The organism is Streptomyces sp. NPDC055025 (assembly GCF_053608565.1).
The window spans coordinates 1-14,676 of sequence record NZ_JBSGVS010000067.1; the positions used below are offsets into that span (position 1 = coordinate 1).

General features: G+C 73.8%; 12 protein-coding genes and 2 pseudogenes. 7 read left to right on the forward strand and 7 right to left on the reverse strand.

Annotated elements, in window-relative coordinates; genetic code table 11:
* Window positions 1-357: pseudogene (locus ACWGDX_RS31925) on the forward strand (hypothetical protein); the annotation flags it as partial.
* Window positions 358-428: 71 nt separating this feature from the next.
* Here the strand turns inward: ACWGDX_RS31925 and ACWGDX_RS31930 are convergent.
* The 3 genes from ACWGDX_RS31930 to ACWGDX_RS31940 form a co-directional block, all read right to left on the reverse strand.
* Window positions 429-812 carry a hypothetical protein gene (locus tag ACWGDX_RS31930; RefSeq protein ID WP_453631230.1) on the reverse strand — a complete coding sequence of 128 codons (384 nt, stop codon included), beginning with the start codon at window positions 810-812 and terminating at the stop codon, window positions 429-431.
* Between the two features lie 91 nt (window positions 813-903).
* Window positions 904-3,093 carry a phage holin family protein gene (locus ACWGDX_RS31935; RefSeq protein ID WP_453631287.1) on the reverse strand — a complete coding sequence of 730 codons (2,190 nt, stop codon included), beginning with the start codon at window positions 3,091-3,093 and terminating at the stop codon, window positions 904-906.
* A gap of 327 nt (window positions 3,094-3,420) precedes the next feature.
* Window positions 3,421-3,825, reverse strand: a complete 405-nt coding sequence (locus ACWGDX_RS31940; RefSeq protein WP_453631232.1) for a hypothetical protein — start codon at window positions 3,823-3,825, stop codon at window positions 3,421-3,423.
* A gap of 260 nt (window positions 3,826-4,085) precedes the next feature.
* Between ACWGDX_RS31940 and ACWGDX_RS31945 the strand changes: the two genes are divergently transcribed.
* Complete coding sequence (locus ACWGDX_RS31945) at window positions 4,086-4,877, forward strand: MBL fold metallo-hydrolase (RefSeq protein WP_363079618.1); 792 nt, start codon at window positions 4,086-4,088, stop codon at window positions 4,875-4,877.
* Window positions 4,877-5,488 (forward strand): annotated as a pseudogene (locus tag ACWGDX_RS31950) (DedA family protein); the annotation flags it as partial. The gene ACWGDX_RS31945 and the pseudogene ACWGDX_RS31950, both read left to right, overlap by 1 nt.
* Window positions 5,489-5,713: 225 nt before the next feature.
* Here ACWGDX_RS31950 and ACWGDX_RS31955 read toward each other — a convergent pair.
* The gene (locus ACWGDX_RS31955) at window positions 5,714-6,934 is read right to left on the reverse strand and encodes an aminotransferase class I/II-fold pyridoxal phosphate-dependent enzyme (RefSeq protein ID WP_453631234.1); all 1,221 of its coding nucleotides are present in this window, start codon (window positions 6,932-6,934) and stop codon (window positions 5,714-5,716) included.
* Window positions 6,935-7,221: 287 nt separating this feature from the next.
* On the opposite strand from ACWGDX_RS31955, the gene ACWGDX_RS31960 reads away from it, so the two are divergent.
* The 3 genes from ACWGDX_RS31960 to ACWGDX_RS31970 all read left to right on the forward strand — a co-directional run bounded on the left by ACWGDX_RS31960 (window position 7,222) and on the right by ACWGDX_RS31970 (window position 10,164).
* On the forward strand, window positions 7,222-8,748 hold the full coding sequence (locus ACWGDX_RS31960) for a phosphatase PAP2 family protein (protein WP_453631236.1): 1,527 nt from the start codon (window positions 7,222-7,224) through the stop codon (window positions 8,746-8,748).
* A gap of 179 nt (window positions 8,749-8,927) precedes the next feature.
* Window positions 8,928-9,746 carry a methyltransferase domain-containing protein gene (locus ACWGDX_RS31965; RefSeq protein ID WP_453631238.1) on the forward strand — a complete coding sequence of 273 codons (819 nt, stop codon included), beginning with the start codon at window positions 8,928-8,930 and terminating at the stop codon, window positions 9,744-9,746.
* Between the two features lie 61 nt (window positions 9,747-9,807).
* The gene (locus ACWGDX_RS31970; RefSeq protein WP_453631240.1) at window positions 9,808-10,164 is read left to right on the forward strand and encodes a VOC family protein; all 357 of its coding nucleotides are present in this window, start codon (window positions 9,808-9,810) and stop codon (window positions 10,162-10,164) included.
* A gap of 52 nt (window positions 10,165-10,216) precedes the next feature.
* Here ACWGDX_RS31970 and ACWGDX_RS31975 read toward each other — a convergent pair whose 3' ends face one another.
* Window positions 10,217-12,289, reverse strand: coding sequence for a DUF5107 domain-containing protein (locus ACWGDX_RS31975; RefSeq protein ID WP_453631242.1), 2,073 nt, complete (start codon window positions 12,287-12,289; stop codon window positions 10,217-10,219).
* 241 nt (window positions 12,290-12,530) lie between these two features.
* Window positions 12,531-13,469 carry an arginase family protein gene (locus ACWGDX_RS31980; RefSeq protein ID WP_453631244.1) on the reverse strand — a complete coding sequence of 313 codons (939 nt, stop codon included), beginning with the start codon at window positions 13,467-13,469 and terminating at the stop codon, window positions 12,531-12,533.
* Between the two features lie 82 nt (window positions 13,470-13,551).
* Here ACWGDX_RS31980 and ACWGDX_RS31985 point away from each other — a divergent pair, with 82 nt between their 5' ends.
* A complete protein-coding gene (locus ACWGDX_RS31985; protein ID WP_363079624.1) occupies window positions 13,552-13,887 on the forward strand; it encodes a DUF6204 family protein in 336 nt (111 codons plus the stop codon).
* Between the two features lie 99 nt (window positions 13,888-13,986).
* Here the strand turns inward: ACWGDX_RS31985 and ACWGDX_RS31990 are convergent, their stop codons facing one another.
* On the reverse strand, window positions 13,987-14,541 hold the full coding sequence (locus ACWGDX_RS31990) for a GNAT family N-acetyltransferase (protein WP_453631246.1): 555 nt from the start codon (window positions 14,539-14,541) through the stop codon (window positions 13,987-13,989).
* Window positions 14,542-14,676 lie beyond the last annotated feature (135 nt).

Below are 14,676 nucleotides of genomic sequence, written 5' to 3' on the forward strand. Positions count from 1 at the left end.
CCGTACGGCCGGTCGCGGCCTCAAGGGGCGGACGCGACCCGGCCACTTGGCGAGCCGGACCGCTACGCGCGCCTGCCGATCCTCATCCTCTTCCTGTCCGTGGCCGCGCGGTCCACGGCGGGTACGGGCTCGGCGTCCCGCCCGGCGCCCGCCGGGCGCGCGGAGGCCGCCGACCGGGCCGGACTTCCCGAACTTCCCGAGCTTGCCGAACTTTCGGCACCTCCCGAACCCACGGAGCTTCCCGAGCCCGAGGCCGCGGCGCGGCGACGGGACGCGTCGGCGCGGGCGGCCTCGGCGCGCAGCAGGGCGTTCAGTGCGGCGAAGGGGTCAATAGGCATGGCTGTGTCCTCACTGTGAGATGGGGCTGAATCAACTGCTGACGTCCGAAGGGCACTTGGCGCGCGGAACGCACGCGGTGCCGGAACCTGTCAGCAGCGCAGCACCACACAGCGGGGGAACGCCGGTTCGCGCGGCGGTCCTGCCGGGGCGCACCGGTCGGTGTACGGAGTCGGCGCCGTCCCGCGCGGTCCGCCGTGGGGCCCCGGGTGCACCCGGGGCCCGCCGATCCGCTCCGTCCTGCCGGGAGCGGTCTTCAGCTCGGTCTCGGCCGGGTCCTGCTGTCCCTCACCCGCGGGTTCACGGGTGGCCGAGGCGGGGGGCGGGGGCTCCGCGCCCCGCACCGCCGGGACACCCGGTCCGAGCGACATGCCCAGGAACGCGATCAGTACCAGCAGCGTCACCAGCCCGGCCCGCCGCGCGGCGGCAGCGCGGGCGGCTGCGGCACGGGTAACAGCGGGCGCGGCATGGTACATGGGCACGACCTCCTGGACATGCGTCCTCTGCCCAGGTACCGCCGTGGCGCGTCCTGCTACCGGCGGAAATCGCTCGCATGGGGGATGATGCCTATGCCGAGTCCCGTTCGCCCTCGGCAGTTCGTGCCTCGGTGGACCACACGTTCGCGATACCGCCGCTCAGCGTTCCCACGGGCACCTGAGGTCCGCCGCCCTCGCGGAGCCAGCGCCTGAACACCTGGTGCACGCGCTCGGCGCCGACGAGTTCACCGCCGTCACCGCCACCGTCCCGGCCGCCCTCACCGCCCTCACCGCCCGCATCCCCGCCGTCCTCGCTCGGCGCGGGAACCGGCGCGGAGAGCACCAGCGGCGAGAGCAGAAAGGCCCGTGACTGTTCGCCGCCGAGCCCGCCGTGCGAGCCGATCTGCTCCTCGAAGGCGTGCACCTGCCCGGTCGCGGGGTCGTACATCGAGTTGACCATGATGTCGGCGACATGCGGGAAGGAGTCGGTACGGCGTACGGCGTCGGCCGCGCCGGGACCCATATGGGCGAGCGGCCCCGTGTCGTCCAGCTCGCCGACCGGCACCTCCGCCCCGCCGGGCCCCAGCACCACCGAACCGTGCTCCTCGCTCCGTACCAGCAGGAAGCCGATGCCCGGATGGCTGGCCAGGGTGCGCAGCAGCGCCGGATGGCGCCGGTCGATCTGCTCGCGGCTCATCCGCTCCGGTACGTCGGGAAAGGAGATCAGCGCGAGATTGCCGGAGGCGAGCACCACCGGGTCCGAGCCCGGCTCCGCCGTCTCCTCCCGCCCCACCCGCTCCGGCCGGTGGAGTGCGGAGCGCACGGCGTGGCGTGCGGCGTCGCGCGCCTCGGCCCCGCTCCTCGTCCGCTGGGCCCTGCGCGGTACGGGCAGTCCGCAGCCCGCTCTGACCAGATCCCTGATCGTGAGTCCGTAGACGCGTTCGAAGGTCGCCCCCGGGCTCTGGCCGTGGTCGGAGAGCAGCACGATCCGGTAGGTGCGCGGCGCGTGCTCGGCCGCCCTGGCGATCAGCCCGACCGAGCGGTCGAGCCGCCGGAGGACCTGGAGGGCGTCCTTGCTGTGCGGTCCCGAGTGATGGGCGACCTCGTCGTACGCGACGAGGTCGGCGTAGACGGCGGTCCGTCCCGCCAGCATGTCCCCCAGCACCGCCGCGACCACCACATCGCGTTCGACGACGGTCGCGAAGGCCCGGATCAGCGGATAGAGCCCGCCCCGGCCCACCCGGGGCCGGTCGCCGCGCAGCCGCGCCCGGGTCGACTGCCCGATCTCACGGCCGACGTCGGCGACGAAGGAGACCACCGTACGGACGGCGTTGGCGGGGTCGGAGAAGTAGGCGAAGTAGCCGGCGCGGGAGCGGTTGGCCCTGCCGCGCCGCGCGGCGATCGAGAGCACCAGGGCGAGCTGGTCGGCACCGCCGCTGAAGAGATTGCCCCGGCTGGCGCCGTCGAAGGTGAGCAGCCCGCCGTCACCGGTGCGTTCGATGGCCCGGCGCTGGAGCACGGCCGCGCTCACGGGCCGGTTGCTGACCATGATCCGGCCGCTGTCCTTCTCGTACCAGCGGAAGGCCGGGACGTCGTGGTTGGTGCCGTGCAGGATGCCGAGCTGGCTGGCGCCGGTCTGGCTGGACCAGTCGGTGCGCCACGGGGTCAGCCGGTGGGTCGGGTTCTCCCCGAGCCACGCGGCGACATGGGGCATCACGCCCCCGGCGACGGCGTCCTCCAGTACCCGGTGGCCGACCCCGTCGAGCTGGAGGAAGACCGTGCCGGGCTGTCCGGCGTGCCGGCCGTCCTCGCCGCTTCTGCGCCGCCGCCGGTCGGCGAGCCGCGAGAGCCTGCGCCGGTAGGCGTCGTCGTCACCGACCGCGAGTCCGGTGGAGGTCGCGGAGGCGACGGCGGACATCACGGCCGCGACCACCACCGCCGTCTCCGCGTTGGCCGCGCCCTGGCCGACGGGAATGATCCAGAGCGCGAACAGCAGCAGCGAGCCGTTGAGGAAGAACACCAGCAGACCGAGGACCAGCGCGGGCACCAGCAGCAGCGCCCGTACCAGCAGGGGCCAGACCAGCGCGCTGAGCAGACCGAAGGCGCCCGCGCCCCAGGCCGCGGTGAGCGCGACCTTGGTGACGCTCTCGCCGTCGCCCGACTGGAGCCGGAAGTCCGGCAGGATCCCGGCGAGCACCAGCATGGTCAGTGAGGACACCGCCCACACGACGATCACCCGCAGCAGGGCCCCGCCCGTCGTACGCCACCGCCCCTGGAGCACTTCCCCTGCCACCTCATGTCCGGGCCCGTGCACCTCCACGGGCTCCGGCCCAGCCTCGCACAGCCGCGGCCGGGCTCCGGGCGGAGCGGGATCCGGACGCTCAGCGCCCGGGACGGGACGGGGCGCCGACGGCCGGGCGCCTACGCCCCGACCAGGTGCCTGCGTCCGAGCGCCGACGGCCTGGTGTCAGCGGCCTGGTGCCGACGGCCGGGCGCCTACGGCCAGGTGTCTAAGGCCGGGCGTCAGCGGCCGGGCGCCTACGGTCAGGTGGTCTGCGTCCGGGCGCCTACGGCCAGGTGTCTGCGGCCGGGCGTCAGCGGCCGGGCGTCAGCGGCCGTCGTATCCGGCCGTCGGCATCGACAGCCTGCGGTGGACACCCGCCTTCATCGCGGCGTCATAGCGAGGTTCGTCCAGCCCGACGGTCTCCAGCCGTACGCCTCTGCGCTCGCACTCCTCGGCGAAGGCCCGCACCGATGTGAACGCCCGGTCGAGCACCCGCTCATTGGCGGCGACGAACAGGTCCACCACCCCCGCGTCGACATCGACCCACAGTCCCCGGTGGTCGGGCCGCAGTCCGTAGAGGAGCAGCTGTCTCGTGACGACATAGCCCTTGTCCTCGGCCCAGCGCGCGCACATCGTGTGCTGGCCACGGGTGTCCACCAGAAAGGGGTCGCTGTCGAGTTCCTCCAGCGGGGTCAGGCTGGCGATCGCGGCCACCCGTACATCGTCCATGGCTGTCCCCCACCGCTCCCCGCACTCGGCCCCGTGCGCAGACCCTACTCCGCGGGCGCCCCCGCCGGGCAGGCGCGTAGGCGGCGGGCAAGGGGCGCGCGACCGGGCGCATCCGGCCCGCGCGCCTGGCCGCCGCCAGGCCGCCCCGGCCGCCCCGCCACCGCCGTACGCTGAGTGCGGAGATCGCGTCCGCGGGGCGGACGGAGGAAGCCGGTGGCCTGAGCCGGCCGGACGGTGCCGAGGTCGGAGCTGAGGTCGGGTTGGGAACTGTCATCACCTGGTGGGGCCATGCCACCTGCACGGTCGAGGACTCGGGGGTCCGGGTGCTGACGGACCCGCTCTTCGTGCGCAGGCTGGCGCATCTGCGCCGCCGGCTCGGACCGGTGCCACCGCCGGAGGCGACGGTCGCCGACGCCGTCCTGGTCTCCCATCTCCACTCCGACCATCTCCATCCGCGCTCGCTGAGCCGCCTCAGGCCCGGTACCCGGCTGATCGTGCCGCGTGGAGCGGACCGGTCGGTTCCGGCGCTCAGACGGCTCGACGCCCGCAGAAACCCGGCGGGACTGCGGATCACCGAGGTCGACGCGGGCGACGAGATGGAGATCGGGAAGCTGCGGGTACGGGCCGTGCCCGCGCGCCACGACGGCCGGCGGCTGCCGGTCGGACCCCACCGTTCCCCGGCGCTCGGCTATGTGATCAGCGGTGAGTCACGGACCTACTTCGCCGGTGACACCGGACTCTTCGACGGGATGGCGGACGCCGTGGGTCCGGTCGATGTGGCACTGCTGCCGGTCGGCGGCTGGGGACCCCATCTCGGGCCGGACCATCTCGACGCCGGGCGCGCGGCCCAGGCACTGACCCAACTGGCGCCGCGCGCGGCCGTACCGGTGCATTTCGGCACGTACTGGCCGATCGGCCTGGACGGTGTACGGCCCCATGAGTTCTACGCGCCGGGCGACGAGTTCGTCCGGCAGGCGGCCCGGCTCGCTCCCGGGGTGGCCGTGCATCTGCTGCGGCACGGCGAGAGCGTGCGCCCGGGGGTGGGGGTGTGATCGACGGGCTCATATCCCGCCTCGCCGAGCTGCCGCCCGAGTCGACCCAGCAGGCCGTCGGCTATCCGTCGGTCTTTCTGCTGGTGACGCTGGGCGCGCTGGTGCCGGTGGTGCCGACGGGCGCGGTGGTGAGTTCGGCGGCGGTGGTGGCGTTCCATCAGACGTCACCGCTCTCCATGGTCTATGTGTTCCTGGTCGCGGCCTTCTCGGCCTTTCTCGGCGATGTGGCGCTGTACTGGCTGGGCAAGCGCGGGGTCGGCTCGAAGAACGGCTCGCGCTGGCTGGCCGCGCTGCGCCGGCATGCCCCGCCCGACCGGCTGGAGCAGGCCCAGGTCAAGCTGCGCGAGCACGGGGTGACGGTGCTGGTGCTCTCCCGGCTGGTGCCCGCCGGGCGGATTCCGGTGATGCTGGCCTGTCTGCTCGCGGACTGGCCGCTGCGCCGGTTCGCCCGGGGGGATGTACCGGCCTGTCTGGCCTGGGCGGTGACATACCAGCTCATCGGGGTGCTCGGCGGTTCGCTCTTCGCCGAGCCCTGGGAGGGCGTACTCGCCGCGGTGGTGCTGACGGTCGTGCTGAGCGGCGCCCCCGCGCTCTGGCACAGGGTGCGACGTCCGGACCGGGCAGGCGGACCGAACCGGACAGATGGACCGGACGGGACAGATGGACCGGACCGGTCGGACGGTACGGCCGTCGGACCGGATCGGTCGGACGGTACGGACGGTCCTGACGGGAGTGGCCCCGGCCGGAAGGGACGGCGGGACGCGGCGGGACGGAAGTGCGCCGAGGGGCCGCGGGGCCCGGAGGGACAGGAGACCTGAGCCGAGACCGCCGGCATCTCAGCGCAGTTCGGCGAAGGCGGACGCGAAGTCGGTGAGCGCCCGCGCGACATACGGCAGTTCCAGGGGCTCCGCCGCCATGAGGGACTCCAGACGGCGCTCCGGGGTGGCCCCGAGCAGCGCCGCGGTCGACAGACGTACGCGCAGGGCGCCCAGCTCGTCCCCGAACCGGTGGCCGCCGGGGGCGGGGGTCCCGAGACGCGCGCCGAGATGGTTCTCCAGCTCCATGGAGTCGGTGACCCCCCGCTCCGCCAGCCGCGCGCGGAGGGGCCCCAGGTCGGCGTAGAGATGACGGCCCGCCTCCGGAGGTCTGGCGAGGGCGCCGGACGCGAGCACCGCGCGGTGGGCGGCCACGGCGACCCTCCCGTACAGCTCGGCCATGGCCCGCGTCCGCCGGGTCACCGTCTCCGGCTCGTCGAGCGCGAGGGCGGCGGCCCCGGCCACGGGCCCCGCGACCAGCGCGCCGAGCGCGGTGAGGATGTCGAGCGTCCTGGCCCGCAGGGCGGCGCCCTCCGCGGTCGCGGGACAGCGGGCGACGGCCATCGGCCAGGCGGCGGGAAGGAGTGAGCCCGCCGCGTCATGGACGACGACGACCTCGTCGGGCCACATCTCCGCCGGGCTGAACAGCACGGTCTCGTGCGGCCTGAAGAGGGTGTCGCGCCAGGTCTCGTCGCTGATGATGTGCAGCCCTTCCCCGACCGCCGCCTCGCAGGCCTCATGGACCGGTTCGGGCGGGGCGACGGTGGCGGTGGGGTCGTCGGCGGGGCAGAGCAGCAGCACCCGGGGGGTGCCGCCCTCGGCCCGTACCCTGCGGACCGTCTCCAGCAGGGCGTAGGGATCGGGCACTCCGCCCGTCTCCGCCGGGGCCGGCACCTGGTAGGCGGGCCGTCCCAGCAGCCGCGCCTGCGGGGCCCACCAGGCGGGGCAGGGCCGTGGCATCAGCACGTCCCCGCCGTACGCGGCGAGCAGCGCGAACAGCAGCGGCTGCCCGCCGGGCGCCGCCACCATGTCGTCGGGGCCGCCGTGCAGTCCGCGCCGCGACCAGTAGCCGCACGCCGCACGTCGCAGGACCCCGCCGCCGCCGGGCGGCTCCGGCTCGGTCCGCAGGGCGGCTCCGGCGCACGCGCCTGCCAGTCCGGGCAGGGCGGGCAGCCCCGCCTCGGGGACGGGCGGGGCGAACCGGACGGGTACGCGGCCCTCAGGAGCACTCCGCCGTCCCATAGCGCCACCTCCCACAGCCGTCCGCCGTCCGCCGTCCGGGCCCTGGGCCCTGGGCTCTCTCGGCCTGAACTCCCGCGGCCCTGGACTCCCGCGGCCCGGACTCCTGCGGCCCGGACCTCGCGATCCGGCCCGTCGCGATCCGGGCTTTTTCCATCCCTTTTCAGCCCTTCCCAGCCCTTTATACGGAGGTTCGCGGCTCCGTGCTTCCCGGGTGCTTCCCGGGTGCTTCCCGGGACACCGTCCCGCCGGCCTGCTTGACCACGCCGCTCGCGGGGTACCCGCGTTCCATGTTCCCCACCTCTGCGACGTTCACCAGCTCCCCGCTCCACGGCCAGGTGCCCCCGGGGACCCGTGCCCGGATCGCGGCGCTGCTCAGCTCCTGGGACGAGCGGGCCTTCACTTCCGTCGCCACCCGGCACTGGCCGGGCGCGGGCCCTGTGCTGCCCCGGCTCAGCCGCGGCGCCAACCACGGTCTGCTCTGGTTCGGCGCCGCCGCGGGCATCGCCGTACTGGGGCGCGGCGCACGCTCGCGCCGGGCCGCCCTGCGGGGTGTGGTGTCGCTCGGGCTCGCGTCGGCCACCATCAATACGGTGGGCAAGCGCGCGGTGCGCCGTCCGCGGCCCCTGATCGACGGCGTCCCGGTGATACGGCGGCTGAACCGCCAGCCGTTCACCACGTCCTTCCCGTCCGGACACGCCGCCTCGGCGGCGGCCTTCGCGACGGGCGTGGCGCTGGAGTCCAAGGGCTGGGGCGCGGTGGTGGCGCCGCTGGCCGCCGCCGTGGCTCTCTCCCGGGTCTACACCGGGGTGCACTATCCGAGCGATGTGCTGGCGGGGGCGGCGCTCGGGGTCGGGGCCGCCTACGCCGTACGCGGGCTCGTACCGACCCGTTCGCAGCTCCCCGCGCCCGGCCGCCCCTACGCCGAGGCGCCCGCGCTGCCCGGCGGCCGGGGGCTGACCGTCGTGGTCAATCTGGCCTCCGGCTCGTCGGACACCGCCGCGCAGGTGCGTGACGCGCTGCCGCACGCGGAGATCGTGGAGTGCGCGCCGGAAGAGGTCGGCACCGAGCTGGAGAAGGCGGCGGGCCGCTGCCGGGCCCTCGGTGTGCTCGGCGGTGACGGAACGGTCAACCGGGCCGCCGGGACCGCCCTCCGTTACGGTCTGCCGCTGGCCGTCTTCCCGGGCGGCACGCTCAACCACTTCGCGTACGACCTGGGGAACGAGACCGTCCAGGACACCTGCCGGGCGCTGACGGCGGGCGACGCGATCCGGGTCGATCTGGGACGCTTCACCCCCGGTCCCGACGGCGCCGACACGGGCCACTTCCTCAACACCTTCAGTCTGGGCGTCTATCCGGAGCTGGTACGGGTGCGTGAACACTGGGCGCCCCGGATCGGCGGCTGGCCCGCCGGGATCCTCGCCTCGCTGAAGGTGCTCCGCGAGGGACATCCCCTGGAGGCCGAGTTCGAGGGCCGACAGCGCTCGCTGTGGCTGCTGTTCGCGGGGAACTCCCTCTACGAGCGGATGGGCCCCACCCCCGGTCACCGGCGCCATCTCGCCGACGGTCTGCTCGATGTACGCGTGGTGCACGGCGGCCGTGCCCCGGGCCTGCGGCTGCTCGCCGCCGCACTGGCCGGCCCGCTGAGCCGCTCTCCGGTCCACGCGGCGGAGCGCAGAAGCCGGCTGCGCATCAAGGGCATCGCTCCGGGCACACCGCTGGCGTTCGACGGTGAAGTGGCCGAGGCACCGACGGAGTTGGTCCTGGACAAGGCGGCGGAGTCGCTGACGGTCTACCGTCCGCAGGCGCTGCTCTGAGGTCCTCGGCCCGGCCCGCGTCCGGCCCGGCCCGCCCCGGCCCCGCTCGGCGCGCCCCGCCCTCGTTCGGCCCGGCCCGCGCCCGGCACCCGGAGCCGCCCACATCGTAAGACACGGGTCTCATCATCCGACATCGCGGCGTACCGTGGCCTGACCACTTCGCGAGAGGGAGTCCGGCCATGCCGAAGGAGACCGCCGTCTACACCCACGGACACCACGAGTCCGTGCTGCGCTCGCACCGCTGGCGTACCGCCGCCAACTCCGCCGCGTATCTGCTTCCCGAACTGCGGCCGGGGCAGGACGTGCTGGATGTGGGCTGCGGCCCCGGCACCATCACCGCCGATCTGGCCGCGCTCGTCGCCCCCTCGGGGACGGTGACGGCGGTCGACGCCTCCGAGTCCGTCCTCGACCAGGCGCGAGAGACGGCGGCGGCGGCAGGCGTGGCACAGGTCCGCTTCGCGGTCGCCGATGTCCACGCGCTGGACTTCCCCGACGACTCCTTCGACGTCGTCCACGCCCATCAGGTCCTCCAGCATGTCGGCGATCCCGTACGGGCCCTGAGCGAGATGCGCCGGGTGTGCAGACCGGGCGGTGTCGTCGCGGCGCGTGACGCGGACTACGGCGCCTTCACCTGGTTCCCGGCCGTACCGGGGCTGGACGGCTGGCAGGAGCTGTACCGCGAGGTGGCGCGCGCCAACGGCGGTGAGCCGGACGCCGGGCGGCGGCTGCTCTCCTGGGCACGCCGCGCCGGTTTCGCCGACTCCGGCATCACCGCGACCGCGACGAACTGGTGCTTCACCAGCCCCGAGGAGCGGGCCTGGTGGAGCGGGCTGTGGGCCGACCGTACGACGGCCTCGCGCTACGGCGAACTGGCGGTCGGCGGCGGACACGCCACACGTGCCCGGCTCGCGGAGATCGCCGGGGCCTGGCGGGAGTGGGGCGCCGACGAGGACGGCTGGTTCATGGTCCCGCACGGCGAGATCCTCTGCCGCGTATGAGTCCGCCTTCCGCCGCTCGAATCGATCTCCTCTCCCGGCGTCGCCAACTAACCTGATCCGTATGGAAATCCTGGGAACCACGTTGCGCATCTGCGTCGACGACCTGGACCGCTCGGTGGTGTTCTACGAACGACTCACCGGAAGTTCCGCGCTCCGCTACGAGCGCGGCGGAGTCTCGGTCGCCGCTGTCGGCTGCTTCCTTCTGATGAGCGGCCCCGCGTCCGAGATCGACGTCCTGCGCAAGGTCACCGCGACCATCGCCGTCAAGGATGTGAACGAGGCGGTCACGACCCTCACCGAGGTCGGCGCCCAGGTCCTCGTGGGGCCGGTGCCGACCCCGGTGGGCCGCAATCTGATCGCCGTACACCCCGACGGTTCGATCTTCGAGTACGTCGACCGCGGAGCCGTCCGGAACTGACGGCCCGCCGACCGGCCCTGCCCGGACCGATGAACCGGGCAGCGCCGGCGGCTCAGCCCTTCGGCCGCATCCGGTACTCGTACGCGTCCGGCAGCGGATCGTCCGTCAGCGCCGCCCACACCTCACCGAGTGTCTCGGCGCCCTCCCGCAGATCCGGCACCTCGAAACCGGCGTCGAAGACCGCGCGGGCGGCGGCCTTCTCCCCCTCGGCGAGCAGCAGTTGGGCCTCGGCGAGCCGGAAGGCGCCGCGCCGCCGTACTTCCGGGGGCAGCCGGTCCCAGATCCCGCGCGCCTCGGCGGTACGGTCCACCGCGAGCAGCGCCGGGATCGCCTCGCGCCCGAGCGCGGCGGTCGCCGCGGTCCATGCCTCACGGTCGCCGCCGTCCGTGACCCCGGCCGCGTCACCGCCGTCCGCGAGGCCGTCCGCGTCACCGCCGTCCGCGCCCCCGGTCCCCTTCTCCCGAAGACCGCGCGAGCCGCTCTCCTCGTACAGGCTGTCGAAGGCCGCCGCGTAGTGGTCGGCGGCGCGGCCCGGGTGTCCGCCCTGCTGGTCCGCGACGGCGAGGCAGCGCAGCAGCGGCCACCGCGAGGCCGCCCGGCGCAGCCCGCGCTCCCAGCTCCGTACGGCCTGGGCCAGATCCCCGGCGTGCCACTGCGCGACACCGAGGTGGTACTCGGTGAGCGGTTCGTCCAGGGCGGTCTCCAGCATGTCCCGCCAGTGCGGGGCCACCAGGGTGGGCCCCGGCGGTACGGCGGTGTCCGGCACCGGCAGCATGCCGGTGGTCAGCAGCTCCACCCAGGGCTCCTGCTCCGCGCCGAGCGTGGACTCCTCGAAAGGCGTGCCCGGAAGCTTGTACCCGGCGCGGAGCACTTCGAGCGCGCCCCAGCCGGAGCCGGCCGCGAGCCGCTCCCCCGGTTCGGCGTCGGCGTACGGCAGCCACGCCGTGTACGCGGCGTCGACGTCCGCGCGCGGGAGCGCCGCTTCGAGCCGCTCCGTGACCTCGGTACGGGCCCTGTCCCAGTCGTCCGCGTGGACCGCCTCCGGGTCCGCCGTGAGCGGTCCGTACGCCTCCAGCCAGCTCAACTCGCCCTCGGCTTCGAGGGGGATGTGTTCGAGCTGGGTACGGGCGAGCCCGGCCTGGATCTCCGCGTACCCCGGGGTGCCCGGCTCGGTCAGCCACCGCTGCCAGTTGCGCCCGCCACGGCCCGTGCCCCACAGGAACAGCTTGCGCCCGCGCAGAGTGTCGGTCGATGTGTGTACGAGGCCCGTGCCGCGCGCGTCGAGCGAGGCGATCCACTTCCGCGCCCCGCCGGGCACCTCGTAGAAGTAGTCGGCCGGGAACCCGGCGCGCGTGGGGTAGGTGTGGTCCGTACCGCCGGGCTCCGCCACCGGCACCGGCACCTCGCGCAGCCTGCGTTCGTACCCGAAGTGCCAGGCCGACTCCGCCGGGGCGAGCACCCGGGTTCCCTCGTCCTCCTCGACCGCGATGTTGGACCACCAGTAGACGGGCGCGGTCCGTTCGTGGGGATTGCGGATCCGCGCGCCGGCGTAGAGGAAGTCGGAGCCGTCGGGCAGCCACAGATCCACCTGGAACGGCAGATCGCGCAGCCGCTCCCACTCCCAGAGTCTGAGCATCTCACCGCCGTCGGGCGCGGGTACGAGCGCGGCGTGCACCGGCGCGCAGGAGAGGGTGGTGTGGCCGGTGGCGCCGATGTTCCACTCGATACCGCCGGAGAACCACGCCCCGTTGAGGGCGAAGCAGGCGGGCTGGAGCACGGGGTTGCGGTAGACCAGTTCGCGTCCGGTCGGCTTGTGGTGGAGCGAATGGATCCGGCCGCCGAGGCCGGGCAGCACGGTGGCGCGCAGCCGGTCGTTCTCGATCACGATCGCGTCGATATCGGTCTCGCGGCGCTCCCGTCCGTATCCGTCCAGAATCCGGACGGGCAGCGGGGTGCGCAGCGGTTCATAGCCGATCTGCCGTGCCATGTCGCTCGGCAGTTTCCTTCTGGCTCGTTCGTCGACCGTGTGCGCCTCGTCGAGGGTCCGCAGGGCCGGCAGCGGATTCTCCGGCCCCAGGGGGGCGGCGGGCAGGGTCAGTACGGCACGTCGCACGGTCGTGGCCACGGCAACCTCGCTTCGTTCGCGCGGGCGGCCGGCAGCTCCTTTGGCCGGCGGCCCGATGACCATGGAACACGGTGGACGCCCCGCTGACCAGGGGGACTCGGCTGATCAGGAGGACCAGGGCGTGTCAGGAGGACCAGGGCGTGTTTCGAAAGTCCCGCCTGGCCCTCGCCGCCTGGCCCCGCCACCTGGCCCCCGCCGCCTGGCACGCACGCCCAGGCGCGGCGGCCGGGCTGCCCGGCCCTCAGGGCGAGCCGTCAGAACCGGCGCCGCTCTTGGGACCGGGGTGGTCGTCGCCGAGGGCGCCCACGATCAGATCCGCGAGCAGCGCGCCCGCCGTGCCCTCCGGGTCGAGGTCCGGGTCGTAGATCGTCACATTGAGGCCCACACAGCGCTCCGAGCGCACCAAGGTCCGCAGCAGTACGCCGAGTTCGGCGGGCAGCAGACCGCCGGGGTCCGGGCTGTCGACGGCCGGCATGACCTCCGGGTCGAGCACATCCGCGTCCAGATGGACCCAGAATCCCTCGGTGACCGGAACCTCCAGTGTCCGAAGCACGGCTCCCGCCATCTCCGCGACGCCCCGTTCGCGCAGTTCGCCGACGGACAGGGCGGGGATCCTCAGCCGGGCGAGCTCCTCGCGGTCCGTGTCGTAGTCCCTGATCCCGAAGAGCCGTACGTCCTCGTCGCGCAGATACGGCCGCAGCCCCTCCAGATCGGTCAGATCGCGCTGGCCGCGTCCGGTGCTGATCGCCAGTTCCTCGCCGCCCGCCGCGCCGACGTGCCCGGAGTTGCCGGGGTGCCGGAAATCCGCGGAACCGTCGATGGCGGCCAGGCCGTACCGTCCGATCCGGCGCAGCGCGAGCGACGCGCCGAGCTGGATGGAGCAGTCGCCGCCCAGCACGAGCGGGAAGTCCCCCGCCCTGACATGGTGCTCGATCCGGTCGGCGAGCCGGGGTGTGTAGCGGGCGATGGCAGCCGCGTTGAAGACGCCGTCGCCCTCCTTCCAGTCACCCCGGTCATAACGCGGCGGGACGACGACCCCGCCCTCGAAGGCGCCGAGCCGCTGGACGATCCGCTGCTCACGCAGGGCGCCCGCGAGCTTGTAACAGCCCGGTACCGCACCGGGCGCCGGGGGACGCAGCCCCAGGTTGGAGGGGGCGTCGATCACCACGATATTCCGCATGCGGGCCATCCTCACCGTCGTATTCTCCAACTCCAAGCGGTTTCGGCGAGAGCGGAAGCAAGAACGGAAGGCGGGCGACGGGATGACCACACGGCATACCTACCGGGTGATCGTGCGGGGGACGTTCGAGGGGCTGACGGACGGGACCAGGGCCCGGCTGCTCGGGGAGGTGGACCAGCACGGTCTGACGGAGATGCGGTTCACCCCCGAGGGCTCGCTCACCTACGACCGGACGCTGAAGCACTTCAGCTACCGGTATGTGGTCGTCTCGGACGCGGCGGACGGCGAGGAGATGGCGGGGGCGCTCGCCGAGGACCGGGCCGGGACGGCGCTGAAGACGCTGGGGTACGGCCATGGCGAGCTGCGGTCCACCGTGACCGACATGGACACCATGAAGATCAACCGCAAGGGCCGCTGACCCCGGGGCCGGTCATCCGCCCACCCGTCCGCCGGGCGCTCACTCGGCGGACGCGTACTCCGCGGGCGCGTACTCGGCGGACACTCACTCGGGGGCCGCTCACTCGGAGGCCGTGCCGGGCATCCCCTTGGTGATCGCCCAGCGTTCGTGGTCGCGCCAGGCGCCGTCGATCAGCAGGAAGTCCGGCGAGTAACCCTCCAGCCGGAAGCCCGCACGCCGTACGAGCGCGATGGAGGCGGTGTTGCCGGGCTGGATGTTGGCCTCCAGCCGGTGCAGTCCGAGCGGGCCGAAGGCATGGCGCACCACCAGTCCGAGCCCCTCGCCCATCAGTCCGCGCCCGGCGGCGTGCGCGAACGCGCCGTATCCGAGGGCTCCGCAGAGGAAGGCGCCCCGGACGATGTTGTTGATGTTGATGAAGCCCGCGATCCGGCCGTCGTCGCGGGCGCAGACGAGATGGCCCGCCCGGGTGGGGTCCTCGATGAGCCGGCGCGCGTACTCGGCGTATGCCTCCGTGGTCCCCGGCGGGAAGAGCCAGGGGTGGTGCAGGGCCTTGCTGTCGCGGGCGAGCGCGGTGAACTCTTCGGCGTCCTCGTGGCGGAAGGAACGTACGAGGACGTGGGGGCCCTCGGCGAGCGGGATGTGCGTGTCGGGCATCGCGTCAGCTTAGACCGGGCGGCCGACGGGACCCGGGGGCCTGCGGGACCGGGGGGACAGGGGTTGCGCAGGACCGGACGGCCACGGGGCCGGTTCAGCAACCGGCCGGCTCAGCGGGAGGTCAGGCAAGCGCGA